Origin of the sequence: Paracoccus sp. JM45, from assembly GCF_003590715.1 — a bacterium.
GTDB lineage: Bacteria > Pseudomonadota > Alphaproteobacteria > Rhodobacterales > Rhodobacteraceae > Paracoccus.
Genome location: NZ_QQVY01000001.1, coordinates 621349 through 646349, shown reverse-complemented (window position 1 = coordinate 646349; position 25001 = coordinate 621349). Strand labels below are relative to the sequence as shown.

Sequence of the window (25001 nt, the reverse complement as noted above, 5' to 3'; positions counted from 1 at the left end):
CCATGTCATCGACCGTCACCAACGCCGAGCCGCGCCGCTTCCATCTGGATCACGAACCCCATCTGCCCGAAGGCGACAGCACCATGCTGGGGTTCTGGATCTATCTGATGAGCGACTGTCTGATCTTTGCAGTCCTGTTCGCTGTCTATGCAGTGCTGGGCCAGGGTTTCGCAGGCGGCCCTGGTCCCAAAGAACTGTTCGAGCTGCCACTGGTGGCTTTGAACACCGCAATGCTGCTGCTGTCCTCGATCACCTATGGCTTTGCCATGCTGGAAATGGCGCAAAAGCGTCAATCGCAGATGATACGCTGGCTGATCATCACCGGCCTGTTCGGTGCAGCCTTCCTGACGATCGAACTCTACGAGTTCTATCACCTGATCCACGAGGGCGCGACGCCCGGCAGCTCGGCCTTTTTGTCGTCCTTCTTTACGCTGGTGGGGACCCACGGTCTGCACGTGACTTTCGGTATCATCTGGCTGATCACGCTGCTGGTGCAGGTAACGCGCACGGGTCTGACCCCATCCAACATGCGCCGCCTGATGTGCCTTAGCCTGTTCTGGCACTTCCTTGACGTGATCTGGATCGGCGTCTTCACCTTCGTCTATCTTATGGGGATGATCTGATGAGCACGGATGACATGCACCACGCGGACAACCATGATCATGGCAGCGTCCGGTCCTATACTACGGGCTTTATCCTGTCGGTCATTCTGACGGCGATTCCCTTCATTCTGGTCATGGCAGGCGGCTTTTCCAGCCGCATGCTGACAGTCATGGTCGTTCTGGGAATGGCCGTGATCCAGATTGTCGTCCATATGATTTACTTCCTGCATATGAACAGCAAATCCGAAAAAGGCTGGACGCTGATCTCGCTTGTTTTCACGATTGTCGTGCTGTTCATCATGCTGTCAGGCTCGGTCTGGGTCATGTATCACATGAACACCAATATGATGCCGATGCCGCAAGGAATGACGGGGCAATAGTGACACAGGCCCGCCACAGCCGCAGACATCGCGTCGCCCTTGCCCTTATGGCAGGGGCGGCGTTGCTTTTGCTGGGCTTGTTCCTTTCGCTTGGGGTCTGGCAGATTGAACGTCTTGCGTGGAAGCAGGATCTGATTGCGCGTGTGGACGCGCGCCTTGAGGCCGACCCCGTGGCAGCCCCTTTGCCCGCCGCGTGGGACGACATCACCCGCGACAGCGACGAATACCGCAAAATCACCGCTCAAGGCCGCTTTGATCATACGCATGAGGTTCAGGTGCAGGCCGTGACCGAATTGGGCGCGGGCTATTGGGTGGTAACGCCCTTGGTGACGACTGATGCGACCTATCTGGTCAATCGCGGATTTGTGCCGACCGAATTGCGCGACCCTGCAAACCGGCCTAATGGGCAGGTGGCAGGGCAGGTCACCGTCACCGGTCTGTTGCGGATGTCCGAACCCGACGGGGCCTTCCTGCGCAGCAACGACCCTGCCAACAACCGCTGGTATTCGCGCGATGTTGCAGCGATTGCTGCCGATCAGGGGCTGGCCACTGCGCCGTTCTTTATCGATGCCGATGACGCACCCAATGCGGGCGGTTATCCGATTGGCGGACTGACGATTGTGGCCTTCCGCAATTCGCATCTTAGCTATGCGCTGACATGGTTCGCCCTTGCGGTCGGTGTGCTTGCGGCTGCATTCTTCGTGTGGCGACACGAACGAAAGTAAATCTGCGCGTGATCCGAAGCGGTGCTACCCATGATGCGGCCCTTAGCGGGGCCGACACCGATCTGAAGAACCTGCGCCTGCTTGTGCAACTGCGCTGGCTGGCGATCGCGGGGCAGCTGGTCACCATGCTGGTGGCCGAACTGGCGTTGCACATCGATCTGCCCTTGCCGCGGATGGCGATGGTTCTTGGCGCTTTGCTGGCGCTGAACCTGTTAAGCCTGCACTGGTTGCGGCGCAAGCGGGTCCCAAGCCTGTCTTGGGTGCTGATGGTCGACATGCTGTTGCTGACCGCCCAGCTGGGTCTGACAGGCGGCGGGCGCAATCCGTTCATCGCGCTTTATCTGTTGCAGGTCACACTGGCGGCGGTCCTGTTGCGACCATCCGAATGCTGGCGCTTTGTCGGGTTGACCGCGCTGCTAAGCGCCTTCCTGTCGGCCTTTCACCTGCCTTTGCGCCTGCCGGAATACGAGCCGTTCTTTACCACCTATCTGGCCGGTATGCTGGTGGCACTGCTGATCAACGCGGTGTTGATCGTGACCTTCGTGACCCGCATCAACCGCAACCTGCGCGACCGCGACGCCCGCCTTGCCGCCATGCGCCAGCAAGCCGCCGAAGAAGACCACATCGTCCGCATGGGCCTGCTGGCATCGGGGGCCGCGCATGAATTGGGTACGCCGCTGGCCTCGATCTCGGTGATCCTCAGCGATTGGCGGACAATACCCGCCACCTCGGGGGATGCGGAATTGCAGTTCGACATCGCCCAGATGCAAAAGGCCGTGGACCGCTGTAAATCCATCGTCAGCGGTATTCTGATGTCATCGGGCGAATTGCGGGGTGAAACGTTAATTCCCAGCAGTGTCCACGGCTTTATCGCTGATGTGGTGAACGAATGGACCTCGATCCATGCAACCGCGACACTGGACCATCAGAACCGCTTTGGTCCCGATATGCCGATCCTGACAGATACGGCGCTCAGGCAGCTGGTCACAACCGTGCTGGACAACGCGCATGAGGTATCGCCCCAATGGGTCGGCCTGACGGTCCTGCGCAAGGACGGTAATCTGGTTTTACAGGTCGAGGATCGCGGTCCCGGTTTTCGACCCGCCGTGCTTGCCGATTTCGGCAAACCCTATAATTCGACCAAAGCGGGGCAGGGGCGTGGCCTTGGCCTGTTTCTGGTCGTCAATGCGATCCGCAAACTGGGCGGAGATGTCACAGCCTCGAACTTGTCCGGCGGGGGGGCGTTGGTCACACTGACGCTGCCGCTGAAAAAACTGTCGGTCGCCCGAGGATACATATGACACCCGATGCAAATATCCTGATCGTCGAGGATGACGACGACCTTGCCTATACCCTGCAGCGTTCGTTGGAACGTCGCGGATATAAGGTGAATCGCTGCGCTTCGGCGGAACAGTTGCGCAAAGCGACGTTTTCGCCGCTGCCGACCCATGCGGTTGTCGATCTGAAGCTGTCGGGGGAATCAGGTCTGATCTGTGTGGATTACCTGCACAAGCAGGACCCCGACATGCGGATCGTCGTCCTGACCGGTTTTGCCAGCATCGCCACAGCGGTCGAGGCAATCAAGCTTGGCGCGTCGCATTACCTGACCAAGCCCTCAAGCACCGATGATATTCTGGCCGCCTTTGATCGCGGCGAAGGCGACGCCGAGGTTCAGCCTGCCAACCGACCCACAACGATCAAGACGCTGGAATGGGAAAAAATCCACGAAACGCTGCTGGCCACCGATTTCAATATTTCGGAAACAGCGCGCAGGCTGGGCATGCACCGCCGCACCTTGGCCCGCAAGCTGGCCAAATGGCAGGTCCGTTAGACTGGTGACGGCTTGCCGGACGCTTTGGCGATGCATTATGCCAAGGTAGGCTTAGTGACCTTGGGCCAGCTTGTTTTGCGATTTCTTGCTGGGCCGTTCCACATGCTGCGCGGCGGGGCCGTTCAGCGCCTGATACCACGCAGGTTTCTGCACCGGATTCGCGGCGGGGCGTTTCACCTTGGCCTTGGGCTTTTTGGATTTGGGCATAATGGCTCCTTTCAGGAATTCGAAACTGCACATAGGCGCTTTTCAAACCATTTGATACCAGCCAATGCATTTATGCCGATACAACTTATGATGACATAGATGGGAACAATGACTTGCCGGGCCGACGATAAAGGTTTTGATCGGGAAAGCACGATGTTGGAATAAGCAGAATACGTGAAACTACCGGACGGTTTTCCCGAAGGGTCTTGCAAGGCATGAGTGATTTATAGTGTTGTTGCGCGGACAATATCCGCCAAAAATTCCTATTGGACAGAAAGATATAATCTTTAATAGGAAATCTGGTGGAGCCAAGGGGAATCGAACCCCTGACCTCTTGCATGCCATGCAAGCGCTCTACCAACTGAGCTATGGCCCCACTCTGGATCCGCTGTGACACCGTAGCGTCGCTGCGTGTGGGGTCTATAGGGGTGGGCGGTTGGGGGTGCAAGCGGAAAATTTACGCAATCCGGAAAAATCTTCGGATCAACTAAAACGGAACGGAATCGGGGTGTGAAAGGCATCTGCCCGACCGTTTTCAGAGGGCGGAAAATGAAAGGCCGCGCTGGGGGCGCGGCCTTTGGGATTATTCGTCGTCGTCGCTTGCGACATCGGCGATTTCGTCCAGCGATACGTCGCCGTCATCATCGTCGTCTTCCAGCAGATCGTCGTCCAGATCGTTGGAATCATCGGTGATATCTTCATCATCATCGTTGACGGTCTGGTTCGCACTGCGGGCCGAGTTCTTTTCAGGCGTTACCGCCTTGCCGCGACTGTCGGTCAGACTGTCGATGGTGAACTGGTTGTCACAGACAGGGCAGATCATCGGATCGGCCTTCAGGTCGTAGAAACGCGTGGCGCAATGTGGGCAAATGCGTTTGGTGCCCCATTCCTCTTTGGGCATGGTATTCTCCTTCAGCCGCGATTAGGGAAAATCGGACGATCCCCTGCCATAGAGGCCGGGATGTGTCAAAGGCTTTATCTGGCAGGCTAAGGCTGGCATGGCAAGCATGGAACAACGTATCATTCTTTCGGACGGGCTGGAATTGCGGCTGAAACGGTCATCGCGGGCCCGCCGGATGACATTAAGGGTGCCGCGCGACGGCTCTGACCCGCTTTTGACACTGCCTGTTCACGTTCCCTTGCACGAGGGGCGGGCCTTTGCCGAATCCCGTCATGGGTGGTTGCAGCAGGCCTTGGGGCGGGTTCCGGCGCGTCAGACAGTCATTCAGGGGGCGCGCTTTCCGGTGGGCGGCGCGCATCTGCTGATCACGGCGGCGGATATAAAGCAGGTTCAGGTGCAGGACGACCTGCTTCTGGTCCCGCAGAACCGCCCCGCAGGTGTCGTGGTGTCGGCATGGATGCGACAGATCGCATTAGCGCGGCTGCGTCCTGCCTGTGACAGGTTCAGCGCAGACTTGGGGCGACCCTATCGTGCCATTGCGCTGCGCGATACGAAATCGCGCTGGGGCAGTTGCACCCATGACGGGCGGCTGATGTTTTCATGGCGGCTGGCCATGGCCCCTTTGCCCGTCCTGACCTATGTCGCAGCACATGAGGTCGCGCATCTGGCGCATATGGACCATTCATCACGTTTCTGGGCACAGGTGCAGGATCTGATGCCGGACCATGCCCCCCATCGTGCGTGGTTGAAGGCGCATGGCGGCGATCTGATGCAATGGCAATTCCGCAATTGACGATGTCGCGATTTGTGATCACATACGGCATATGACCACAGCCCGCACCACCGAGATTGCCGCCCATGAACGGCTATACCGCAGTCTTCGCAGCCAGATCATGCTGGGTGAATTGCCGCCCGGCAAGGCACTGACCCTGCGCGGGATTGCCCATGATTACCATATGTCGATGACGCCGGCCCGCGAAGCCGTACGCCGGCTGGTGGCCGAAGGTGCGTTAACCCTGTCGGGGTCGGGCCGTGTGGCCACGCCAGCGCTGTCGGATGAGCGGATCGAGGAACTGGCCGCCCTGCGTGCACTGATCGAACCCGAACTGGCGGCCCGCGCCCTGCCACGGGCGCATTTTGCGCTGATCGACAGGCTGGCGCTGATGAACGGGCGGATTGCCGATGCGGTCGATCGCCATGATGCGGTCGGCTATATCCGCTGTAATCTGGAATTCCACCGCATGCTGTATCTGCGGGCGCAGGCCCCCGCGATGCTGGCGATGCTGGAAACCATCTGGCTGCAACTGGGTCCGACGATGTGCGCGCTCTACGGTCGCGTCAAACGGAACGAGCCGCCGCGCCATCACCGCATGATCCTGTCGGCGCTGCGCGCGGGGGATGAACCTGCTTTGCGGCTGGCCGTGCGTGCAGATGTCACCCACGGCCTACGGCATCTGACGTCTGCTTAGAGGTCAGCTGGCAGGGGGCTGGCCGACATTGCCAAAGCGCAGCTCTGGCAGGGATGACGGGATGATCCGGTTGTATTTCGTGCCCTCGATTGCGGCACCGGCGATCAGGCCGGACTGGCCGAAGATCATGGCAACCACTGGAAATTGCGCGCTGAAGGTATCGGCACCAACCGCCATGCCGCCCGCAGGCACGGCATAGAACGCGCCAGCGCCTGCCACCCAGCCCGGGGCCGCACGGAAGGCAGCCAGCGACTGGTCGGTCTGGAAGATCAGCACATGGGCGTATTGCTGGGCACCGGCCTGAAAGCCGACGGTCGCCCGCGTTGCGGAATAATAATCGACCGTCTGACCGCCGATCCGCAGCGCGCCTTGGCCATAGGCCCCGCCGACGCCCAAAGCGGCCTCGGTCATCAGGGGCATATAAAGAACGCCGCGGGCATTCTGGATCAGCGGCGCCGAGGCGGGATAGGTCGTTGTCAGATATTGATGCGTCTGGTCGACACGCCCGTCCAGCTGGGCAGACCCGTTGGTGCCCACGGCATTGGTACAACCCGCGGCCAAAAGGGCGGCCCCGCCCGAGACCAGCAGGCGCCGGCGGGACATATTTGCGAAATTGGTCATCTGTCGCCTCGTTCTGGGTATCAGGGACTTATTCTGTCCCAATTGCGGGAAAGGATACGTCAGGCGTCCCCGTCACGCCAGCATCTCGGCCACGGTGGGCGCGAAATAGCTGAGAACTCCGTCGCATCCTGCCCGCCGGAACGCCAGTAAACTTTCCACCATCGCGTCGCGCGACAGCCAGCCGTTGCGGATGGCACCTTCCAGCATCGCGTATTCACCGCTGACCTGATAGGCGAAGGTCGGCGCGCCGAAACGGTCCTTTACCTCTCGGCAGATGTCCAGATAGGGCATGCCGGGTTTGACCATAACCATATCGGCACCTTCGGACAGATCACGCGCGACACAGCGCATCGCTTCGGCACGGTTGGCGGGATTGACCTGATAGGTTTTCTTGTCCCCGACCAGACGTCCCGATGCACCGACCGCATCACGGAACGGGCCATAGAACGCCGACGCGAATTTCGCCGCATAGGACAGAATCGCGGTGTTTTTGTGCCCCGCCTGTTCCATCGCCGCCCGCAGCGCCGCGATACGCCCGTCCATCATGTCCGATGGTCCAAGGATATCGGCCCCGCATTCGGCCTGCACCAAGGCCATACGCACCAGCGCCTCGACCGTTTCATCGTTCAGGATTTCACCGTCCACGACCAGCCCGTCATGGCCATTGGCGTTATAGGGGTCCAGCGCGATATCGGTCATCACGACCAGTTCGGGAACGGTTTCCTTGACGGCGCGAATGGCCTGATTGCCGATGTTATCGGGGTCCCACGCACGTTCGCAGCCATCCGTACGCTGATCGCTGTCGGAATGCGGGAAAATACAGATGGCAGGAATGTTCAGCCGCGCGGCACGTTCGGCGGCACGCTTGGCCCCGTCGATGGTCAGGCGCTCGACACCCGGCATAGAGGCAATTTCACCCTCGGCCCCCGCAACTTCGGTGACGAAGATCGGCCAGATCAGGTTAGCGGGTGTCAGGTTCACCTCGGACACCATGGCGCGGATATTGGCGCTGCTGCGCAGGCGGCGCAGGCGGCTGGCGGGGAAGGGGGCGATGATCGGGTTGGCCATTGGGCGCTCCTGCCTTGGGGTGGGACAACCGGGCGGCTTTCCCTTGGGTTGAACCCGTTCTAAGGTCGCGCGCAGATAAGGACAAGGAACTGCCCGTGCCGCACGTCAACAGCCTGATCGGCCTTCTGGATAGCCGCTCTTTCATGACAATCTGGTATTGGTTCGCGCTGGTCGGCATGTGGTCGGCAACCGGTCGCAATATCATCGGCGTCCCGACCGAGGCGGTCAGCCGTGCCCGTTCGGCGCTTGTTGCCGGACATCCGGATCATCCGGCTGCGATGACACTGCTGGACTGGCTGTCGCTGGTTCTGCCCCGCTGGAACCTTGGCACCACCGAAGGCGCGGTGTTTCTGGGTGTGACCTCATTTGCGCTGACATCGCTGATGATGCTGGGATTCGTCTTCTGGCTGGAACTGGCGCAAGCCGTCTTTCTGTTGATGTTTCCCTTCTGGTTGCTGTTCTGGATGCGGGTCCGGCTGGCCCGCCGGCTGACACCGGTGATCGAGGCTGCACAGACGGGCAGCACGACACTGGATCAGGCGGCACAGGATGCGGCCCGTATGATGACATGGCACCGCCGCTGGGTGACGGTGCTGTCGATGGTGTCGGTTCTGCTGACGGTTCTATGGGGGTCCGCATGGGCATTGATGCATCCCAACGGCTTGTGATGCTTGACTTCACCGCTGCGCGCTATACCTGACCATCATGTCCCAGCAGTTGATCCTTTCCGGCGCGCCCGAAGGTTATGACGCGGCGCTGATTGCCCGCGAAGCCGCGCGACCCGACAATCACGGTGCCCCCGTGATCCATGTGGCCCGTGATGACCGGCGTATGGCCGCGACCCGCGCCGCACTGGCCTTTATGGCCCCCAAACTGGTCGTGCTTGATTTCCCTGCCTGGGACACGACCCCCTATGACCGCGTGTCGCCCGCGCCCGAAATCCAGGCCGCGCGCATGGCCACGCTGGCCGCATTGGCGCAAGGGGCCATCAAGGGGCCGTTTGTCTTGCTGACATCGCTGAATGCAGTGCTGCAACGGGTGCCGCCGCGCGATCTGGTCAAGGCAACGGCCTTTACCGCCCGCGTTGGCGATCGCATCAACGAAGAGGCCTTGCGCAACTTCCTTGTCCGCATGGGATTCGTGCAAAGCCCGACGGTGACCGAACCGGGTGATTACGCCATTCGCGGTGGCATTATCGATATTTTTCCCCCCGGTGAAAGCGGCCCGATCCGGCTGGATCTGTTCGGCGACGTGCTGGACGGCGCGCGGCGTTTCGACGCGGCCACGCAGCGCACCACCGAAAAGCTGAACCGGATCGAGCTGGCCCCCATGTCCGAGGTGGTGCTGGACGAAGACGCCGTCACCCGCTTTCGCCAGAATTACCGCGCCGAATACGGGCTGGGCACGAATGACCCGCTGTATGAAAGCGTCAGTGCCGGTCGCAAGACCAGCGGCATGGAACATTGGCTGCCGTGGTTCCATGACCGGATGGAGAGTCTGTTCGACTATATACCCGATGCCTCGGTCGTGCTGGATGACCACATCGGGCAGGTGATCGATGCCCGTCGGACGATGATTTCCGAACAGTTCGAGGCGCGTTGCGCCGCGATGAAAGCCAAAGGGCGCAGCGATTCGGTCTATAAACCGGTGCCGCCCGATATGATGTTCCCCCCCGAGGCGGAATGGAACGCATGGCTGTCGCCGCATCGTGTGCTGCGCCTGTCGGTTCTGAACCAGCCCCCCGGTCCGGGCGTGCTGGATGCCGGCGGTCGGGCAGGGCGCAATTTCGCCCCCGAACGTCAGGCGGAATCAATCAACCTGTTCGGCGCATTGGCCGACCACCTGAAGGCCCTGCGCAAGACCCACCGCGTTGTCATCGCCAGCTTTTCGGAAGGGGCGCGCGAACGCCTGTCCGGTTTGATGAAGGATGAAGGGCTGTCCGACATCAAAGCCATTGGCGATCTGCGTGATCTGCCCGACGCCAAAGGCACCATCGGTCTGGCCGTATGGCCTCTGGATGAAGGCTTTATCGCCAAGGGTCAGGCGATTGGCGATATCGCGGTGATCTCGGAACAGGATGTGCTGGGCGACCGGATGATCCGTGGCGCGAAAAAGCGCCGCAAGGCCGACAACTTCCTGAAAGATACCCAGACCCTGTCACCCGGCGATCTGATCGTCCATGTCGAACATGGCATTGGGCGCTATACAGGGATCGAGACGATCACCGCCGCCAAGGTGCCGCATGACTGCGTGGCGCTGGAATATGCGGGCGGGGACCGGCTGTATCTGCCGGTCGAGAATATCGAACTGCTGACCCGCTATGGCCATGAAGAAGGGATGCTGGACCGTCTTGGGGGCGGTGCATGGCAGTCGCGCAAGGCCAAGCTGAAAGAACGCATCAAGCTGATCGCCGACAAGCTGATGCGTATTGCCGCCGAACGCCTGTTGCGCCCTGCGCCCGTGCTGGAACCCGAAGAACACGAATGGCAGCAATTCGCCGCCCGCTTCCCCTATAGCGAGACGGACGATCAGGCCTCGGCTATCGAGGATGTGCAGGAGGATCTGGCCGCAGGTCGCCCGATGGACCGTCTGGTCGTCGGCGATGTCGGCTTTGGCAAGACCGAGGTGGCGATGCGTGCCGCCTTCATCGCCGCCAGTCAGGGCATGCAGGTCGCCGTGGTCGCGCCGACGACCCTGCTGGCGCGTCAGCATTATCGCAGCTTTGCCGAACGCTTCCGTGGCACGGCCATCAATGTGCGCCCGCTGTCGCGTTTCGTCACCGCCAAGGATGCGACGGCCACCCGCGCCGGTCTGGCCGATGGCAGCGTCGATATCGTCGTTGGCACCCATGCCGTGCTGGCCAAGCAGGTGCGGTTCAAGAACCTTGGCCTGCTGGTCATCGACGAAGAACAGCATTTCGGCGTCGCCCATAAGGAACGCTTGAAGGACCTGCGCAGCGACATCCACGTGCTGACCCTGACCGCCACGCCCATCCCGCGCACCTTGCAGCTGTCGCTGACCGGCGTGCGCGACCTGTCGGTCATTGGCACGCCGCCCGTGGACCGGCTGGCGATCCGCACCTATGTCAGCGAATTCGACGGCGTTTCCATCCGCGAGGCTTTGCTGCGCGAAAAATATCGCGGCGGGCAAAGCTTCTTTGTCGTGCCGCGCCTGACCGACCTACCTGATGTGGAACACTGGCTGGCGGAAAACATGCCCGAAACCAGCTATATCGTCGCGCATGGCCAGTTGGCTGCGGGTGATCTGGATCAGCGGATGAACGCGTTCTATGATGGCAGCCACGATATTCTGGTCGCCACGACCATCGTGGAAAGCGGTTTGGACATTCCGACCGCAAACACGATGATCGTCTGGCGGTCCGATATGTTCGGCCTGTCGCAGCTGTATCAGATACGCGGACGGGTCGGGCGGTCCAAGACCCGTGCCTATTGCTATCTGACGACGAAACCGCGCAGCCCGCTGACCCCGCAGGCAATGCGGCGGCTGAAGTTCCTTGGGTCCATCGACAGCCTCGGGGCGGGGTTCAATCTGGCGTCGCAGGATCTGGACCTGCGCGGCGCGGGCAACCTGCTGGGCGAGGAACAATCCGGCCATATCAAAGAGGTCGGGTTCGAACTGTATCAAGCCATGCTGGAAGAAACGATCGCCAAGCTGAAATCCGGCGAAATCGAAGGCACGCCGGATGATGAATGGGCGCCGCAGCTGAACCTTGGCGTGCCGGTCACCATTCCCGAAAATTTCGTGCCCGATCTGGACGTGCGGCTTGGCCTCTATCGTCGTCTGGCCGAACTGACCACCAAGGTCGAGCTGGAGGGCTTTGCCGCCGAACTGATCGACCGTTTCGGCCCGCTTCCGCGTGAGGTGAACACCTTGCTGCTGGTCATCCGCATCAAGGCAATGGCCAAGCGGGCCAATATCTCGCGGCTTGATGCAGGACCAAAGGGCGCAACGATCCAGTTCCATCAGGACCGCTTCCCGAACCCCGCCGGTCTGGTCGATTTCCTGACCGATCAGCAAGGTCAGGCCAAGGTCACCGACAACAAGATCTTTGTGGGCCGCACGTGGAATTCCGACGCCGACCGCATCAAGGGTGCCTTTGCCATCGCGCGTGAACTGGCCGCCAAGGTCAAGGCCGCAAAGTGAGCGGGCTGGTCCGCTTTGACCACGGGCCTTTGGCGGGCGGCACGGCATTCGTCGCGCCGCAGACGGTGATCCGCGCCGATACCATCGCAGGCGTTGGCCCCGCGCTGGCCGCCATGCAGGCGGCGCAGGCGCGGGGGGCGTGGCTGGCAGGCTATCTGTCCTATGAGCTTGGCTATGCGATGTCGCCCAAGCTGGCGCCGCTGATGCCAAATGACCGGCAGATGCCGCTGATCCTGATGGGGGTCTTCGACCGGCCCCGTGCCGCGGATGCGCTGCCCGATCCGGCAGGTGTGACCATCGGTGCGGCGCAGCCCCTGTGGGACCGGGTGCGCTATGATGCGGCGATTGCTGCCGTGCATGACTATATCACTGCGGGTGACACCTATCAAATCAACCTGACCTTCCCGATGGAGGCAAAGGTCACAGGCGATCCACTGTCCATCTATTCCGCCCTTGCCGCCCGCCAACCGGTCCCCGAAGGTGCATTCGTCGATCTGGGTGGTCCGCAAATCCTGTCCCGCAGCCCCGAACTGTTCTTCGCCATAGACGATCAGGGCGTCATCCGGACGCGCCCCATGAAAGGCACCGCCGCACGCGGCGCGACACCGGCGCAAGATGCCGCAGCGGCAGCAGGTCTTGCAGCATCGGAAAAGAACCGCGCGGAAAATCTGATGATCGTTGACCTGTTGCGCAATGATATCAGCCGCATCTGCCTGCCCGGCAGCGTGCGTGTCCCGCAGCTGTTCCACGTCGAGGAATATGCGACGCTGCACCAGATGACCTCGACCGTTGAAGGACAGCTGGCGTCCGGCGTCGGGCTGGCGCAGGTTCTGGGGGCGCTGTTTCCCTGCGGGTCAATCACCGGAGCGCCGAAAATCAGAGCAATGCAGATCATTGCCGAACTGGAGGCCGCGCCCCGCGAGGTGTATTGTGGCGCGATCGGCTGGGTTGATCCGGCAGGGCCGATGCGGTTTGGCGTGGCGATCCGGTCGCCTTGGATGATTGTGCCGGACCGCTTGTGGCTGAACGTCGGGGGCGGCATCGTCCATGACAGCGAAACCGGATCCGAATGGGAAGAAGCACTGTGCAAAGCCGCATTTCTGGACCTGTCCCGCAAGGTCTGACCCTGTTTGAAACAATGCGGGTCGAGGCTGACGGGCGTATCGTTCTGTGGCCGCTGCATTTGGCGCGACTGGAACGCGGCTGTGCGGTTTTGGGCTTTCCTTTCGATCTGGCGCTTCTGCAGGATGCTTTGGCAGGCTTGCCAAAGGGGCAGGCTTTGCGCGCGCGTCTGTCTGTGGACGGGGCAGGGCAGGTTGGTTTGACCCATGCATCTCTGCCGGAAAATCCGCCGTTCTGGCGGGTGGTGATTTCGGACCAGCGTCTGCAGGCTGGTGATCCGTGGTTGATGATCAAAAGCTCGGCGCGTGGGGTTTATGACGCGGCGCGTGCGGCCTTGCCTGAAGGGGTAGATGAGGCTTTGTTGCTGAACCAGCACGGGCAGCTGTGCGAAGGAAGTATCACCAATCTGTTCCTGAAGTACGGCGATCTTCTGCTGACCCCGCCTTTGAGTTGCGGATTGTTGCCCGGTGTATTGCGGGCGGGTTTGCTGGCAAAGGGGCGCGCGGTCGAAGCCGAGTTGATGCCAAATGATCTGGCCAAGGGCGATCTGTTTGTCGGGAATGCCCTACGCGGGCTGATCCCCGCGCGTCTGGCCTAAATAAAGAAGCGCAGCAGCCCCCCATCGAAGGGGGCAGCTGCGCTTTTGGCGCAGACCTGCTGACGTGGGATGAAATGCAAAACGCCCCGCCATCTGAAATGGCGGGGCGTTTAACTGGCAAGGGCGGCTTTATTCGGCGGTCAGCAAGGGGGTCTTGGATTTGCTGATCCGCGGCGCGTCAGGTCCGGTGATGTCGAACGCGGGTTTGTCATCCTCGATCTTGACACGAACGAAGCCACCTTTGGTCAGGCGACCGAACAGCAGTTCCTCGGCCAGTGGCTTCTTAATGTGTTCTTGGATCACGCGTCCAAGGGGACGCGCGCCCATCCGGTCGTCATAGCCACGTTCTGCCAGCCAGTCGGCTGCTTGGGGCGTCAGCTCGATATGGACGTTGCGGTCCATCAGCTGGGCCTCCAGTTGCAGGACGAATTTTTCGACCACATGGATGACGACATCGCGCGACAACGGTGCAAAGCTGATGATCGCATCCAGACGATTGCGGAATTCGGGCGTGAAGGTGCGCTCGATGGCGGCAGTATCTTCACCTTCACGGCGGTCGCGACCAAAGCCGATGGCAGCTTTCGCCTGATCGGCCGCACCTGCGTTCGAGGTCATGATCAGGATCACGTTGCGGAAATCGACCTGACGACCGTTGTGGTCGGTCAGACGGCCCGCATCCATGATCTGCAGCAGGATGTTGAAGACATCCGGATGCGCTTTTTCAATCTCGTCCAGCAGCAGCACACAATGGGGGTGCTGATCGACGCCATCGGTCAGAAGACCGCCCTGATCAAAACCGACATAGCCAGGAGGCGCACCGATCAGACGGCTGACGGCGTGCTTTTCCATGTATTCCGACATGTCAAAGCGCAGTAATTCCACCCCGAGGGTCGAGGCAAGCTGCTTGGCGACTTCGGTTTTGCCAACGCCCGTGGGGCCTGCAAACAGATAGTTGCCGATGGGCTTTTCAGGTTCACGCAGACCGGCCCGTGCCAGTTTGATGGCCGAAGACAGCGTGTTGATGGCTGTATCCTGACCGAACACGACCCGCTTGAGCGAGGTTTCCATATCACGTAGAACCTCGGCGTCGTTTTTGCTGACGTTCTTGGGCGGAATACGGGCGATCTTGGCGACAACCGCCTCGATCTCTTTTGGACTGATGGTTTTGCGGCGTTTGCTTTCCGCGACCAGATGCTGTGCGGCGCCGGCTTCATCGATGATGTCGATGGCGCTGTCGGGCAGCTTGCGGTCGTTGATATAGCGCGAGGCCAGTTCAACCGCCGATTTGATTGCATCATTGGTATAGCGCAGATCGTGGTGCTTTTCGAAATGCGGTTTCAGACCCATCAGGATCTTGATGGCATCCGGAACCGTCGGTTCGTTGACGTCGATCTTCTGGAAGCGACGCGCCAAGGCCCGGTCTTTTTCGAAATGCTGGCGGTATTCCTTATAGGTGGTCGACCCCATGCACCGCAGCTTGCCACCGGCCAGCGCAGGTTTCAGCAGGTTCGAAGCATCCATTGCCCCGCCCGACGTTGCACCCGCACCGATCACGGTGTGGATTTCATCGATGAACAGGATGGCATCGGGATGCGCCTCAAGTTCCTTGACGACTGCCTTCAGGCGTTCTTCGAAATCACCGCGGTAACGGGTGCCTGCCAGCAGCGCGCCCATATCGAGCGAGAAAATGGTCGCCCCTGACAGCACGTCAGGCGTCTGCCCGCGCGTGATCTTCAGCGCCAGACCTTCGGCGATGGCGGTTTTGCCGACACCGGGATCACCCACCAGCAGCGGGTTGTTCTTGCGGCGGCGGCACAGGACCTGGATCGCGCGCTCGACCTCGGTGTCGCGACCGATCAGCGGGTCCACGTCGCCCTTTTTGGATTTGACGTTCAGATCGACGCAATATTTACCAAGCGCGGTTTCATCCTTGGCTTCGGCACTGCCTTCGACCTTGTCATTGTCGATCGGATCGTCCGAACCTTCGACTTTGCGTGGTTCGTTAAATGACGGGTTCTTTGCAACGCCATGGGCGATGTAATTGACCGCGTCATAGCGGGTCATATCCAGTTCCTGCAGGAAATAGGCCGCGTTGGATTCGCGTTCGGCAAAAATCGCGACAAGCACGTTCGCGCCCGTCACTTCCTGCCGGCCCGAGCTTTGCACATGGATGGCAGCGCGCTGGATCACGCGCTGGAAGGCAGCTGTCGGCACAGCTTCGGAGCCTTCGATTTCGGTGATGAGGGTGGACAGGTCATCCTCGATGAATTCAACCAGCGACTTGCGCAGCTCTTCCAGATCGACATTGCAGGCACGCATGACCTTGACCGCTTCGGGTTCTTCGGTCAGCGCAAGCAACAGATGTTCCAGCGTTGCAAGTTCGTGTTTATGTTCATTCGCCAGGGCCAGTGCCTGATGAATAGCCTGCTCAAGGGAGGTCGAGAAACTTGGCACAATCGTCTCCTGTCAGTCGGCTGGCGGTATAGGCCCATCGTTGGCCCACCTGCCCAGACTGTCACGATACAGTTAAGATTTGGTGGAATTCGATCAACATCAAGGTCTTTTTCTGACAGATGCCAAGTTTTTCCCACGGTTGAGGCAGATGTGATGTCACAGGGCGCGCTTTTCAAGCGCTGCCCCGGACCTGCGTCATTCCGCCTTGGCGAAAAGCCCGATGGGGATTAGAATTCGTCCTTCATCTTGCGAAGTGCGGCAAAGACCTGTGCGTCATCCTTTCCCTGCATGTCCAAGGGACCACGCAGGGCATTCACGCGCAGGAAGGGATTCGTTGCGCGTTCGGTCGCCAGTGTTGCCGGAGCGCAGGGCGCGCGTGATTCCTGCAAATCGGACAGGCGCTGGTGCAGATCGGCGTTGTCAGGGTCGACCGAAAGGGCGAATGCGCCGTTCGCCGCGCAGTAATCATGGCCCGAACAGATCAGCGTGTCATCGGGCAGGTCATAAAGCCGCGACAGGCTGGCCCACATCATTTCGGGATCGCCCTCGAACAGGCGGCCACAGCCCATGGCCATCAGGCTGTCGGCGGTGAAAGCATAGCCCGATTGCGGGAAATGGAACGCGACATGACCGATGGTGTGGCCGGATACGTCGATAACATCGACCTGTTCACCCAGAACCTGAATGCTGTGATCGGGGCGGACCTGTTCATCCAGATGCGGCAGGCGGTGGGCATCCGCGGCAGCGCCGATGACCTTGGCGCCGGTTTTTTCAACGATGGCGGGTACGCCCTGAATATGGTCGTCATGGTGGTGGGTCAGCAAAATGGCATCCAGCCCCCAGCCGCGGGCCTCCAGCTCGGTCAGGATCGGCATTGCCTCGGGGGCGTCGATCAGGACGGTTCCCGTGGGGCCATGCAGCAGATAGGCGTAATTGTCCTGAAGGCAGCGCAGCGTGACCAATTCCAGCGGCATTGGCAAATCCCTTTCCATGTGTTCACCTGAAGCCTGACAAAAGCCGGACACCAGTGCAATGCACCATGATATCCACCAATTGCGACGCTTCTATTACCAGCGATCCCTAGGCCGCGTTGTGCAACGTATCCTGCGCGACCGGCTGACAACGCGGTGGTTGCCCGAAGGTTGCAGCGGCATGACTATGGCGGGCTTCGGTTTTGCCGCGCCCTTGCTGCGCCCCTATCTGACACGGGCGCGACGGGTCACGACCTTGATGCCCGGTCAGCAAGGGGTGCTGGCATGGCCTGCGGGGATGCCCAATCACAGCGTTTTATGTGACGAAACGGCATGGCCGATCGAAACCGGCAGCCTTGACCGGCTGGTGATGATGCACGGGCTGGAAACCAGTGACCATCCGCGCGAATTGCTGGCCGAGGCGTGGCGCTGTCTGGGACCGGGGGGGCGGATGATGGTGATCGTGCCGAACCGTGCGGGGCTGTGGGCCGCGACCGATCGCACGCCGTTCGGGTTCGGGCGGTCCTATACCACCGGCCAGTTGCAATCGCAGATGCGCGGCGCAGGTCTGATGGGTGAATGGAGCGGCTCTGCCATCTATATCCCGCCGTCGGACCGGCGCTTCTGGTTGCGCAGTGCGCAATTCTGGGAACGCACGGGCGCACGTATCAGCCGTGTGCTGGTCGCCGGTGTGATTCTTGTGGAACTGTCGAAACAGACCCGCGCGCCTGTCGGTCCGGCGGTGAAAATCCATGTTCCCAGTCCGTTGGAAATTCTGGAAGGGGTCCGCCCCCGTCCGGCGGGTCCGCAGTTGGGGCGGGCAGGGCGTCACGGACCACCGGATTCGTCAATGCAGACGAAGGATTGCTGCTGTGACGGGCGGTAAGGGGTTGGTGTCGTGTCCTTCCTGCGACACAATGCCACCTCGGATGCAAAGGGCACGCTTCCGTGAGCTAGAAGGTTGCCGCGAAGTGAACGACCTGCTAGAGACAGCCCAGATTTGCGCACGACCCTCCATAAGCCGTGCGCCGCGACCCGCACCCCGTGACAGACCGGATGGAAATCCGGCCCGCCAACGGGGTTTGCGCAAACGTAAAGGATGACCGTGGCCAACTCTGTTTCCATGTCCCAGAGCATCGCCGGACGCTATGCGCAGGCCGTCTTCGAGATTACGAAGGAAGATGGAGGGCTGGATGCCCTAGCCCAGCAAGCCGCCGATCTGGATGCCGCGCTGCAAGACAGCGCCGAGCTGCGTGATCTGATCACCAGCCCCATCTATTCGCGCGACCAGCAGGGTCGGGCCATCGCCGGCATCGCCGATAAGATGGGCCTGTCGCCGGTCCTGAAGAACACGTTGCAGCTGATGTCCAATAATCGGCGCCTGTTCGTTTTGCCGCAGCTGATCAATGCGCTTTTGCAGATGATCGCCACGGAACGCGGAGAGATGACTGCCGATGTCACCAGTGCGATCGCGCTGGATGATGCGCAGCTGGAACGACTGAAGACGACTCTTGCTGGCAAAACCGGCAAGAAGATCAAGCTGAACACGCGCGTCGATGAAACCCTCATCGGCGGCATGATTGTCAAGTTGGGCTCGCAGATGATCGATGGTTCGGTCCGCTCCAAGCTCGCTTCCCTGCAGAATGTCATGAAAGAGGTCGGATAATGGGAATCCAGGCTGCCGAGATTTCGGCGATCCTCAAGGAGCAGATCAAGAATTTCGGTCAAGACGCCGAAGTTGCTGAAGTCGGCCAAGTGTTGTCGGTCGGCGACGGTATCGCGCGCGTCTACGGTCTGGACAATGTCCAGGCCGGCGAAATGGTCGAATTCCCGGGCGGCGTCCGCGGCATGGTGCTGAACCTCGAAACCGACAACGTCGGTGTCGTGATCTTCGGCGATGACCGTCAGATCAAGGAAGGCGACACCGTCAAGCGCACGCGCTCGATCGTGGACGTTCCTGTCGGCAAGGCCCTGCTGGGCCGCGTCGTTGACGGCCTTGGCAACCCGATCGACGGCAAAGGCCCGATCGAAACGACCGAGCGTCGCGTTGCAGACGTCAAGGCCCCCGGCATCATGCCGCGCAAATCGGTTCACGAACCGATGGCAACGGGTCTGAAGTCGGTTGACGCCATGATCCCGGTCGGCCGTGGCCAGCGAGAGCTGATCATCGGTGACCGTCAGACCGGTAAAACCGCCATCGCGCTGGACACCATCCTGAACCAGGCGAACTATAACGGCCGCGAAGAAGAAGGCATCAAGACCCTGCACTGCATCTATGTTGCAGTCGGTCAGAAGCGTTCGACTGTTGCGCAGCTGGTGAAGAAGCTGGAAGAAACCGGTGCGATGGCCTATACGACTGTCGTCGCGGCAACCGCCTCCGATCCCGCACCGATGCAGTTCCTTGCCCCCTATTCGGGCACGGCCATCGGTGAATATTTCCGCGACAACGGCATGGACGCCCTGATCATCTATGATGACCTGTCCAAGCAGGCTGTTGCCTACCGCCAGATGTCGCTGTTGCTGCGCCGTCCGCCCGGACGCGAAGCCTATCCAGGCGACGTTTTCTATCTGCACTCGCGCCTGCTGGAGCGTTCGGCAAAGCTGAACGACGAATACGGTGCCGGTTCGCTGACGGCCTTGCCGATCATCGAAACACAGGGCGGCGACGTTTCGGCCTTTATTCCGACGAACGTGATCTCGATCACTGACGGCCAGATATTCTTGGAAACCGATCTGTTCTTCCAGGGCATCCGCCCTGCTGTGAACACTGGTCTGTCGGTGTCGCGTGTTGGTTCGGCAGCCCAGACCAAGGCGATGAAATCCGTCGCAGGTCCGGTCAAGCTGGAACTGGCGCAGTATCGCGAGATGGCAGCCTTTGCCCAGTTCGGTTCCGATCTTGATGCCGCGACCCAGCGTTTGCTGAACCGTGGTGCGCGTCTGACCGAACTGATGAAGCAGCCCCAGTACAAGCCGCTGACCACTGCCGAGATCGTTATCGTGATTTATGCAGGGACCAAAGGCTATATCGATGCCGTGCCGGTGCGCGACGTTGTGGCTTGGGAAGATGGCCTGCTCCAGTTCCTGCGCAGCCAGAAGTCGGACCTGCTGGACGACATGACCCGTAACGACCGTAAGGTTTCGGGTGACCTGGAAAATGCGATCAAGGCGGCGCTGGACGAATACAACCGCACGCGCGCCTGAGGGGGGATAGATGCCCAGTCTCAAGGATCTCAAGAACCGGATCGGAAGCGTTAAGAACACGCGGAAGATCACCAAGGCGATGCAGATGGTCGCCGCAGCAAAACTGCGTCGTGCGCAGGATTCTGCGGAGGCCGCCCGCCCCTACGCCGACCGCATGGCCGCAGTGATGGCCGGACTGACCGCGAATGCCGCGGATCAGGCCGGCGCACCGCGCCTGCTGGCCGGTACGGGTGACGACAAGCGTCATCTGCTTGTGGTCATGACGGCGGAACGCGGCCTTGCCGGTGGTTTCAACAGTTCGATCGTCAAGCTGGCGCGCCAGCATGCCGAACGTCTGCGGGGCCAAGGCAAGGAAGTGGCCATTCTGACGGTCGGTAAAAAGGGTCGCGAACAGCTGAAGCGTGAATACGGCAGCCTGTTCGTGCATCACGTCGATCTGTCCGAGGTCAAGCGCGTCGGCTATGAAAACGCGCGCTCGATTACGGATGACGTCTTGTCGCGTTTCGACGCGGGCGATTTCGACGTTGCCACGATCTTCTATAACCGGTTCGAATCGGTGATCAGCCAGATCCCGACCGCCAAGCGGATCATCCCTGCCGAGGTGCCTGAAAACGCGCCTGCCGCGAATGATCTGTACGAATACGAGCCCGGAGAAGAGGCCTTGCTGGCCGAACTTCTGCCGCGGTCGGTTGCGACGCAGATCTTTGCGGCGCTTCTGGAAAATGCAGCGTCCGAGCAGGGCGCGCGGATGAGTGCCATGGATAACGCCACGCGCAACGCAGGCGATATGATCGACCGACTGACGACCGAATATAACCGTTCGCGTCAGGCTGCGATCACCAAGGAACTTATCGAAATCATTTCGGGCGCCGAGGCGCTTTGACCGTAACGCAGAGGTAACAACATGGCAGAGGCCACTGGTAAAATCACGCAGGTGATCGGCGCCGTCGTTGACGTGCAGTTCGAAGACCACCTGCCCGCGATTTTGAACGCGCTGGAAACCCACAACAATGGCAAGAAGCTGGTGTTGGAAGTTGCACAGCATTTGGGCGAAAGAACCGTCCGTACGATTGCTATGGACGCGACCGAAGGTCTGGTCCGTGGCGAAGCGGTTGCCGACACCGGCGGCCCGATCACCATTCCCGTGGGTGACGTCACCCTGGGTCGCATCCTGAACGTCGTGGGCGAGCCTGTTGACGAAGGCGCGGCTTTGGAAGTGACCGAGCGTCGGGGCATCCACCAGCCTGCGCCCGATTTTGCGGCTCAGGCCACCAGCTCGGAAATTCTGGTCACCGGCATCAAGGTCATCGACCTGCTGGCACCCTATTCCAAGGGCGGTAAAATTGGTCTGTTCGGCGGTGCCGGTGTGGGCAAAACCGTTCTGATCATGGAATTGATCAACAACATCGCCAAAGTGCACTCGGGCTATTCCGTGTTCGCAGGTGTTGGTGAACGGACCCGTGAAGGGAACGACCTCTACCACGAGATGGTTGAATCGGGCGTTATCAAACCCGACAATCTGGTCGATTCCAAAGTGGCGCTGGTCTATGGCCAGATGAACGAGCCTCCGGGTGCGCGTATGCGCGTTGCACTGACCGGCCTGACCTTGGCCGAACAGTTCCGCGACAGTTCGGGCAGCGATGTTCTGTTCTTCGTGGACAACATCTTCCGCTTCACGCAGGCCGGTTCGGAAGTGTCCGCATTGCTGGGTCGTATCCCGTCTGCAGTGGGTTACCAGCCAACGCTGGCCACCGACATGGGCGCGATGCAGGAACGCATCACCTCGACGAAGAACGGCTCGATCACCTCGATCCAGGCTGTCTACGTTCCCGCAGATGACCTTACCGACCCTGCACCGGCAACGACCTTTGCCCACCTTGATGCCACGACCGTTCTGTCGCGTGCCATTTCGGAACTGGGTATCTATCCGGCCGTGGACCCGCTGGATTCCAACAGCCGTATCCTTGATCCAGGTGTTGTCGGCGAAGAGCATTATCAGGTTGCGCGCGACGTGCAGGGCATCCTGCAGAAGTACAAGTCGCTGCAGGACATCATCGCCATTCTGGGCATGGACGAATTGTCGGAAGAAGACAAACTGACCGTGACCCGTGCGCGTAAGATCCAGCGCTTCCTGTCGCAGCCCTTCGACGTTGCCAAGGTCTTTACCGGTTCAGACGGTGTTCAGGTTCCGCTGGAAAAAACCATTGCTTCGTTCAAAGCTGTTGTGGCTGGTGAATATGATCACCTGCCGGAATCGGCTTTCTATATGGTCGGTGACATCGAAGACGTGAAAGCCAAGGCCGAGCGTCTGGCTGCCGAAGCCGCGTAAGGGGGCATTATGGCCGATACCATGCAGTTCGACCTTGTGTCGCCGGAACGGAGCTTGGCTTCCGTTCCCGTGCGCGAGGTGCGCTTGCCGGGAACCGATGGCGATCTGACCGCCATGCCCGGACATGCGCCGACGATCGTGACCCTGCGTCCCGGCATGGTCATCCTTGTTGGTGCCGACGGTTCGCAAAGCGAATTCGCCGTCACCGGTGGCTTTGCCGAAATCAATGCCGATTCCGTCAGCTTGTTGGCGGAACGTGGTCACCCGCGCGAAGAAGTCTCGCAGGATGTCTTTAACGACATGATGCATGACGCCCACCGTGCCCATCGCAGCGCACAGGAACGCCGCGACCACGTTGGTGAAGAATTCGTGACGGCAACCGTCAAGATGCTTGGCGATATGCAGGCAATCGGGACGCACATCGGTCTGGATCCGAACCAGTCGACCGTGCCTGACTGATCTGGCATCATGCCCGAATAACACGCATGGAAAAGCCCCGGCCAAAAGCCGGGGCTTTTCTTTTGGCCGGACGGGCGGCTAAAACCAAGGCGCGGGGAGGGATATGATAATGCAAAGATTTAATGCGAATGAGGTCGGAATCGATCAGGGCGAACTGACCCTCGTGACCGACTTTGACACTCAGGGGCCGATGTGGACCGAACAGGGGGACCGGACAGCACGTCAGCGCGTCGAGTTTTCCGAGCGGTTTCTAATGCCACCGGCTGTGCAATTGTCGCTTGGCATGTGGGATCTTGATGTCAGCAGCAACCAGCGCGGCGACCTTCTGGTCGAGAATGTCACCTCGGCGGGGTTCGATCTGGTGTTCCACACTTGGGGCGATACACGGGTTGCGCGGATGCGTATCCAATGGATGGCGATCGGTGCCTTGCCGGACGAACAGGATTTTATCCTGTAACGTCCGGCGATGGACTTATGCCCTATCCAGATTGACCGCGATCAGACCTGCGACCTGTTCAGGATGGGTCAGGGGCAAGATATGACCGGCATCGGGCACCTGTGCGCGTCCGACATCGGGCAAGCGCACGGCCAAGGCGTCGGCAATTGCGCCGATCACAGGCGGGCTTTTCTGGCCCGAAATCAGGAGAACCGGCGCATCAATCGCCTCTAGCCCACCGTCGCGCAGGATATTGGCGCGATCATGGCGCAGGGTCGGGCCGGTGTCCGCAACAAGCCTGATCTGGCGCAGCATGGCCGGTGACAGGTTGGCGGGGACAGCACCCCAGACAGACAGAAAGGCTTGGGCTGCGGCCTGATCATTGCCTGCATCCAACGCAGCCCGCATTTGGTCATCCAGCACATCCTGTGCGGCGTCAGGGGCTGCGGCGAACAGCACCGGTTCGATCAGGGTCAGACTGCGGACAGCCTCGGGGGCGGCGACAGCGATGCGAAGGGCGACGGTTGCCCCAAGGCTATGGCCGATCAGGTCCAATGGCCGCTCGATGAAGCTGGCAGCGATCCTTGTGACCGCAGTGTGGTAATCGGGGTCATCCCTGGCGGGCAACCAGTCATCGCTGCGTCCGTGCCCCGGCATGTCGAAGCCTTGCAGATCGACCCGCCCTTTCAGCGCGGTTGCAATCGGCCCCCAATAGGACCCGCTGCCCATCATGCAATGCAATGCAAGGGCGGGACGATCAGGATCGCCCGCCCAATGTCGTTTGTGGACAGCCGTCATAGAGAGGCCAGATGCCGGTCAAGCAGGTCAAGGCGGTCCTGACCAAAGAAGCGCTGACCGGTTTCGCGCACAATATAGAAGGGCGAACCGAAGGCGCCCGATTGCACTGCTTCGTCCAGATTGCGGGAATAGATGTCGGCACCGGTCAGCAACCCGCTGTCGGCCAGCTTCGGGTCAAAGCCGTGTTTCGTCAGCAGGTCGCGGATGACGTCATCATCAGCGATGTTGCGATCCTCGACCCAGCAGGCATGCAGGAAACCCTGCACCAGACCGGCGATATTGCCACCACCCGCCTGTTGCGCCGCAATGACGGCATAGGACGAAGGGGCCATGTTTGTCGGGAAAAACGCGGGCTTCATCTGCATCGGCATGTTCAGGAATTCTGCCCAACGCGGAATTTCCTGATTGCGGTATTCATTGCGGCTGGGATGGCGGTCGGCGGGGCGCGCGCCGCCGGTGCGGTCGAACAGCTGCATCAGGTCAAGCGGTTTATAGGTAATCGTCGCACCATGACGGGCTGCAATTTTTTCCAGCCGGTCGCCTGCCAGATAGGACCACGGGCTGATCATCCCCAGATAATAGTCGATATTCGCCATTGCTACGTCCTTCTAGGTTTGCCCGCAGGCTAGCTGGGTGCTAAGGCGGTTGCAATCTGACGCAAACCG

General features: G+C 60.5%; 26 protein-coding genes and 1 tRNA gene. 18 read left to right on the top strand and 9 right to left on the bottom strand.

The features are described from left to right. The first annotated feature begins 2 nt into the window (after positions 1-2). From cyoC to DWB67_RS03235, 5 genes are read left to right on the top strand one after another with little or no spacing between them, the layout of a single operon-like run. Entirely contained in the window at positions 3-623 is a 621-nt protein-coding gene (gene cyoC / locus DWB67_RS03255; protein ID WP_119806037.1) for a cytochrome o ubiquinol oxidase subunit III, read from the top strand. After that, complete coding sequence (gene cyoD / locus DWB67_RS03250) at positions 623-982, top strand: cytochrome o ubiquinol oxidase subunit IV (protein ID WP_119806036.1); 360 nt, start codon at positions 623-625, stop codon at positions 980-982. Before cyoC ends, cyoD begins: the two co-directional genes overlap by 1 nt. Next, entirely contained in the window at positions 982-1707 is a 726-nt protein-coding gene (locus DWB67_RS03245; RefSeq protein WP_255418524.1) for an SURF1 family protein, read from the top strand. Before cyoD ends, DWB67_RS03245 begins: the two co-directional genes overlap by 1 nt. 8 nt (positions 1708-1715) lie before the next feature. After that, positions 1716-3008 carry an ATP-binding protein gene (locus DWB67_RS03240; protein ID WP_220475089.1) on the top strand — a complete coding sequence of 431 codons (1293 nt, stop codon included), beginning with the start codon at positions 1716-1718 and terminating at the stop codon, positions 3006-3008. Next, positions 3005-3538, top strand: a complete 534-nt coding sequence (locus DWB67_RS03235) for a response regulator transcription factor (protein ID WP_119806034.1) — start codon at positions 3005-3007, stop codon at positions 3536-3538. The genes DWB67_RS03240 and DWB67_RS03235 overlap by 4 nt, the downstream gene beginning before the upstream one ends. 51 nt (positions 3539-3589) lie before the next feature. Here DWB67_RS03235 and DWB67_RS17985 read toward each other — a convergent pair whose 3' ends face one another. The 3 genes from DWB67_RS17985 to DWB67_RS03225 all read right to left on the bottom strand — a co-directional run bounded on the left by DWB67_RS17985 (position 3590) and on the right by DWB67_RS03225 (position 4646). Beyond that, a complete protein-coding gene (locus tag DWB67_RS17985; protein WP_182911469.1) occupies positions 3590-3745 on the bottom strand; it encodes a hypothetical protein in 156 nt (51 codons plus the stop codon). Positions 3746-4045: 300 nt separating this feature from the next. After that, positions 4046-4121 (bottom strand) — tRNA-Ala (locus DWB67_RS03230). A 207-nt stretch (positions 4122-4328) separates the two neighbouring features. After that, positions 4329-4646: an FYDLN acid domain-containing protein gene (locus DWB67_RS03225; protein WP_119806033.1), complete on the bottom strand. Its 318-nt coding sequence runs from the start codon at positions 4644-4646 to the stop codon at positions 4329-4331. 106 nt (positions 4647-4752) lie between these two features. Here DWB67_RS03225 and DWB67_RS03220 point away from each other — a divergent pair, with 106 nt between their 5' ends. Both DWB67_RS03220 and DWB67_RS03215 read left to right on the top strand, forming a co-directional pair. Beyond that, complete coding sequence (locus DWB67_RS03220; RefSeq protein WP_255418523.1) at positions 4753-5439, top strand: M48 family metallopeptidase; 687 nt, start codon at positions 4753-4755, stop codon at positions 5437-5439. Between the two features lie 31 nt (positions 5440-5470). After that, complete coding sequence (locus tag DWB67_RS03215; protein ID WP_119806031.1) at positions 5471-6115, top strand: GntR family transcriptional regulator; 645 nt, start codon at positions 5471-5473, stop codon at positions 6113-6115. A 3-nt stretch (positions 6116-6118) separates the two neighbouring features. On the opposite strand, the gene DWB67_RS03210 is transcribed toward DWB67_RS03215, so the two are convergent. Then, positions 6119-6718 carry a YSC84-related protein gene (locus DWB67_RS03210; protein WP_255418520.1) on the bottom strand — a complete coding sequence of 200 codons (600 nt, stop codon included), beginning with the start codon at positions 6716-6718 and terminating at the stop codon, positions 6119-6121. A 90-nt stretch (positions 6719-6808) separates the two neighbouring features. Further along, on the bottom strand, positions 6809-7804 hold the full coding sequence (hemB, locus tag DWB67_RS03205) for a porphobilinogen synthase (protein WP_119806029.1): 996 nt from the start codon (positions 7802-7804) through the stop codon (positions 6809-6811). Between the two features lie 95 nt (positions 7805-7899). Here hemB and DWB67_RS03200 point away from each other — a divergent pair, with 95 nt between their 5' ends. From DWB67_RS03200 to DWB67_RS03185, 4 genes are read left to right on the top strand one after another with little or no spacing between them, the layout of a single operon-like run. Then, complete coding sequence (locus tag DWB67_RS03200; protein ID WP_147385904.1) at positions 7900-8472, top strand: hypothetical protein; 573 nt, start codon at positions 7900-7902, stop codon at positions 8470-8472. 37 nt (positions 8473-8509) lie between these two features. Beyond that, on the top strand, positions 8510-11968 hold the full coding sequence (gene mfd, locus DWB67_RS03195) for a transcription-repair coupling factor (RefSeq protein ID WP_119806027.1): 3459 nt from the start codon (positions 8510-8512) through the stop codon (positions 11966-11968). Further along, positions 11965-13092, top strand: a complete 1128-nt coding sequence (locus DWB67_RS03190; protein ID WP_119806026.1) for an aminodeoxychorismate synthase component I — start codon at positions 11965-11967, stop codon at positions 13090-13092. Before mfd ends, DWB67_RS03190 begins: the two co-directional genes overlap by 4 nt. After that, complete coding sequence (locus DWB67_RS03185; protein ID WP_255418519.1) at positions 13038-13688, top strand: aminotransferase class IV family protein; 651 nt, start codon at positions 13038-13040, stop codon at positions 13686-13688. The genes DWB67_RS03190 and DWB67_RS03185 overlap by 55 nt, the downstream gene beginning before the upstream one ends. A gap of 129 nt (positions 13689-13817) precedes the next feature. Here the strand turns inward: DWB67_RS03185 and clpA are convergent, their stop codons facing one another. Further along, positions 13818-16142, bottom strand: a complete 2325-nt coding sequence (gene clpA, locus DWB67_RS03180) for an ATP-dependent Clp protease ATP-binding subunit ClpA (protein WP_119806025.1) — start codon at positions 16140-16142, stop codon at positions 13818-13820. Positions 16143-16369: 227 nt separating this feature from the next. Beyond that, positions 16370-17116, bottom strand: a complete 747-nt coding sequence (gene gloB, locus DWB67_RS03175; RefSeq protein WP_119806024.1) for a hydroxyacylglutathione hydrolase — start codon at positions 17114-17116, stop codon at positions 16370-16372. A 58-nt stretch (positions 17117-17174) separates the two neighbouring features. Between gloB and DWB67_RS03170 the strand changes: the two genes are divergently transcribed. The 7 genes from DWB67_RS03170 to DWB67_RS03140 all read left to right on the top strand — a co-directional run bounded on the left by DWB67_RS03170 (position 17175) and on the right by DWB67_RS03140 (position 23559). Continuing rightward, positions 17175-17999: a methyltransferase domain-containing protein gene (locus tag DWB67_RS03170; protein WP_119806023.1), complete on the top strand. Its 825-nt coding sequence runs from the start codon at positions 17175-17177 to the stop codon at positions 17997-17999. 213 nt (positions 18000-18212) lie between these two features. Continuing rightward, positions 18213-18779: a F0F1 ATP synthase subunit delta gene (locus tag DWB67_RS03165; protein ID WP_119806022.1), complete on the top strand. Its 567-nt coding sequence runs from the start codon at positions 18213-18215 to the stop codon at positions 18777-18779. Next, on the top strand, positions 18779-20314 hold the full coding sequence (atpA, locus tag DWB67_RS03160) for a F0F1 ATP synthase subunit alpha (RefSeq protein ID WP_119806021.1): 1536 nt from the start codon (positions 18779-18781) through the stop codon (positions 20312-20314). The genes DWB67_RS03165 and atpA overlap by 1 nt, the downstream gene beginning before the upstream one ends. A 10-nt stretch (positions 20315-20324) precedes the next feature. Further along, entirely contained in the window at positions 20325-21197 is an 873-nt protein-coding gene (locus DWB67_RS03155; protein ID WP_119806020.1) for a F0F1 ATP synthase subunit gamma, read from the top strand. A gap of 21 nt (positions 21198-21218) precedes the next feature. Beyond that, positions 21219-22643 carry a F0F1 ATP synthase subunit beta gene (gene atpD, locus DWB67_RS03150; protein WP_119806019.1) on the top strand — a complete coding sequence of 475 codons (1425 nt, stop codon included), beginning with the start codon at positions 21219-21221 and terminating at the stop codon, positions 22641-22643. A gap of 9 nt (positions 22644-22652) precedes the next feature. Beyond that, positions 22653-23102, top strand: coding sequence for a F0F1 ATP synthase subunit epsilon (locus DWB67_RS03145; RefSeq protein ID WP_119806018.1), 450 nt, complete (start codon positions 22653-22655; stop codon positions 23100-23102). Between the two features lie 109 nt (positions 23103-23211). After that, positions 23212-23559 (top strand): H-type lectin domain-containing protein, encoded by a 348-nt coding sequence (locus DWB67_RS03140; RefSeq protein WP_119806017.1) that lies wholly within the window; start codon positions 23212-23214, stop codon positions 23557-23559. A 15-nt stretch (positions 23560-23574) separates the two neighbouring features. On the opposite strand, the gene DWB67_RS03135 is transcribed toward DWB67_RS03140, so the two are convergent. Both DWB67_RS03135 and DWB67_RS03130 read right to left on the bottom strand, forming a co-directional pair. After that, positions 23575-24336 carry an alpha/beta fold hydrolase gene (locus DWB67_RS03135; RefSeq protein ID WP_119806016.1) on the bottom strand — a complete coding sequence of 254 codons (762 nt, stop codon included), beginning with the start codon at positions 24334-24336 and terminating at the stop codon, positions 23575-23577. Then, positions 24333-24932 carry a 2-hydroxychromene-2-carboxylate isomerase gene (locus DWB67_RS03130; protein WP_119806015.1) on the bottom strand — a complete coding sequence of 200 codons (600 nt, stop codon included), beginning with the start codon at positions 24930-24932 and terminating at the stop codon, positions 24333-24335. The genes DWB67_RS03135 and DWB67_RS03130 overlap by 4 nt, the downstream gene beginning before the upstream one ends. Positions 24933-25001: the final 69 nt, after the last annotated feature.